General features: G+C 67.5%; 3 protein-coding genes. All 3 read right to left on the reverse strand.

Going from position 1 to position 1,685, the window contains the following annotated elements:
* Positions 1 to 114 precede the first annotated feature (114 nt).
* The 3 genes from NS365_RS23160 to NS365_RS23170 are packed head-to-tail and all read right to left on the reverse strand — an operon-like array spanning position 115 to position 1,312.
* Positions 115 to 558, reverse strand: a complete 444-nt coding sequence (locus NS365_RS23160) for a GNAT family N-acetyltransferase (RefSeq protein ID WP_058602625.1) — start codon at positions 556 to 558, stop codon at positions 115 to 117.
* Entirely contained in the window at positions 555 to 962 is a 408-nt protein-coding gene (arsC, locus tag NS365_RS23165; RefSeq protein ID WP_058602626.1) for an arsenate reductase (glutaredoxin), read from the reverse strand. Before arsC ends, NS365_RS23160 begins: the two co-directional genes overlap by 4 nt.
* Positions 959 to 1,312: an ArsR/SmtB family transcription factor gene (locus NS365_RS23170; RefSeq protein ID WP_058602627.1), complete on the reverse strand. Its 354-nt coding sequence runs from the start codon at positions 1,310 to 1,312 to the stop codon at positions 959 to 961. Before NS365_RS23170 ends, arsC begins: the two co-directional genes overlap by 4 nt.
* Positions 1,313 to 1,685: the final 373 nt, after the last annotated feature.

Genomic DNA, 1,685 nt, shown 5'->3' on the forward strand with positions numbered 1-1,685 from the left:
TGCGCGGCGGGTGCGGCGGGTGCGGCGGGGCGCAGGGGCCGGCGAGCGCGTCCGTGTCGATCGGTCGAAGCTGGTCGAGGTCGACGGAGGGCAGGTCGAGAGCGGCGGGGTCCATCATCGTCCGGTCTCCTTCCGCCACAGGACCGCCGAGGCCGAACACAGACCCATGGCCTGCCGTGTCGCCAGCACAGCGGCGGGTGCTTCCGTCCGTTCGACTCGCCGGAAGCCGAGCGCCGCGAGGAAGGTCCGTTCCCCGGTCGTGAAGGCGAACGCGTCGGCCGCGCCTTGCCCGCGGCCGCGCTCCATCAGGTCCGCCGTGATCGCGCCGCCGACGCCGTGCCCGCGATGTTCGGGGACGACGGCGATGGATCGCAGGAGGACGGCGGCGCCGAGGGGTTCGAGGCCGCCGATCCCGACGAATTCGCCGCCCTCGGTGGCGTAGCGCAGGAACACCCGGCCGGGCTCGGCCACGTCCTCGGTCGGCAACCCCGCCGCAGACAGGAGGCCGACGAGGCCGGCGGGATCGTCGACGGCGGTCGCGACGAGCGTCGGGGTCATGTCCGGGAGCCTCCAACGGTCTCCCCGTCCTCTTTGGTGAAGGTGGCGACGGGGTTCGCAAGGAGCGGCAGCACCTTCTCCGACGGGCGGCAGAGCGCGGTGCCCTTGTCCGTCACGACGATCGGGCGGTTGATCAGGATCGGGTGCTCGATCATCGCCGCAAGGAGTTCCTCGTCCGTCAACTTCGGGTCGGCAAGGCCAAGCTCGGTGTAGGGCGTGCCCTTCTCCCGCAGGATGTCCCGCGGCTTCAGGCCCATCCTGTCGAGGAGTTCGGACAGGACCTCCCGGCTCGGCGGGTCCGTTAGGTACTCGATCACCTGCGGATCCTCGCCGGACTGGCGGATCATCTCCAGCGTGTTGCGGGACGTGCCGCAGGCGGGGTTGTGGTAGATCGTGACGGTCACGAGCAGGTCTCCGACGAGCACGAGGGGGCGAGGAGGTCGGCGCCGAGGTTCCCGCAAATCTCCGGGTTCCCGGAGCAGCAGTCCTCTGTCAGGAACGCGAGAAGCTGGCGCATGTCGTCATAGCTCGCGGCGTACAGGATGCGCCGGCCGTCACGCCACGAGCGCAGGAGCTTGGCGCGCTCCAACGTCGCGAGGTGGAAGCTCATCCGCGTCGGCGGGATACGCAACGACTCGGCGATCTCCCCGGACGGCATGCCGTTCGGGCCGGCGCGGACGAGCATCCGGAAGGCCGCGAGGCGGTCGGCGTGAGCGAGGGCGGACAGGGCGGCAACGGCTGAGTCGTCGTTCATTCCTGCAATATTGCAAACATCATTGCAATATTCAAGGATGAGAGCGCCGTGTCCGCTATCGGGGAGGGAGGTCCGCAACGCTGGATGTCTTGGAAGGGTCGTGTGCTGAACGTCAGCTTTCCGCCGTTGCGCCCGCGAAACTGCCCGTCCGCTTTCGGCCCAATCTCGCAACAGTGGAGCGCCGGGTTGGTCTGACGATCATGCGCTCAAAGCTTTGATGGTCGTCCAATCCGAAGAAAAGGTTAGCTCGGCTGCGGTCAGACCCTTGGGCTTGGCTTTGGATGATGCTTCTTCGCTTTGGAGTGATCTACCCAGCTTGAGCCTCGAAGCCGAAGCCTAACGTCTCCTACGGGTCTTCTCTATTCGGCGTGTT

The sequence above is a fragment of the Aureimonas ureilytica genome (assembly GCF_001475935.1).
Classification (GTDB): domain Bacteria; phylum Pseudomonadota; class Alphaproteobacteria; order Rhizobiales; family Rhizobiaceae; genus Aureimonas; species Aureimonas ureilytica_A.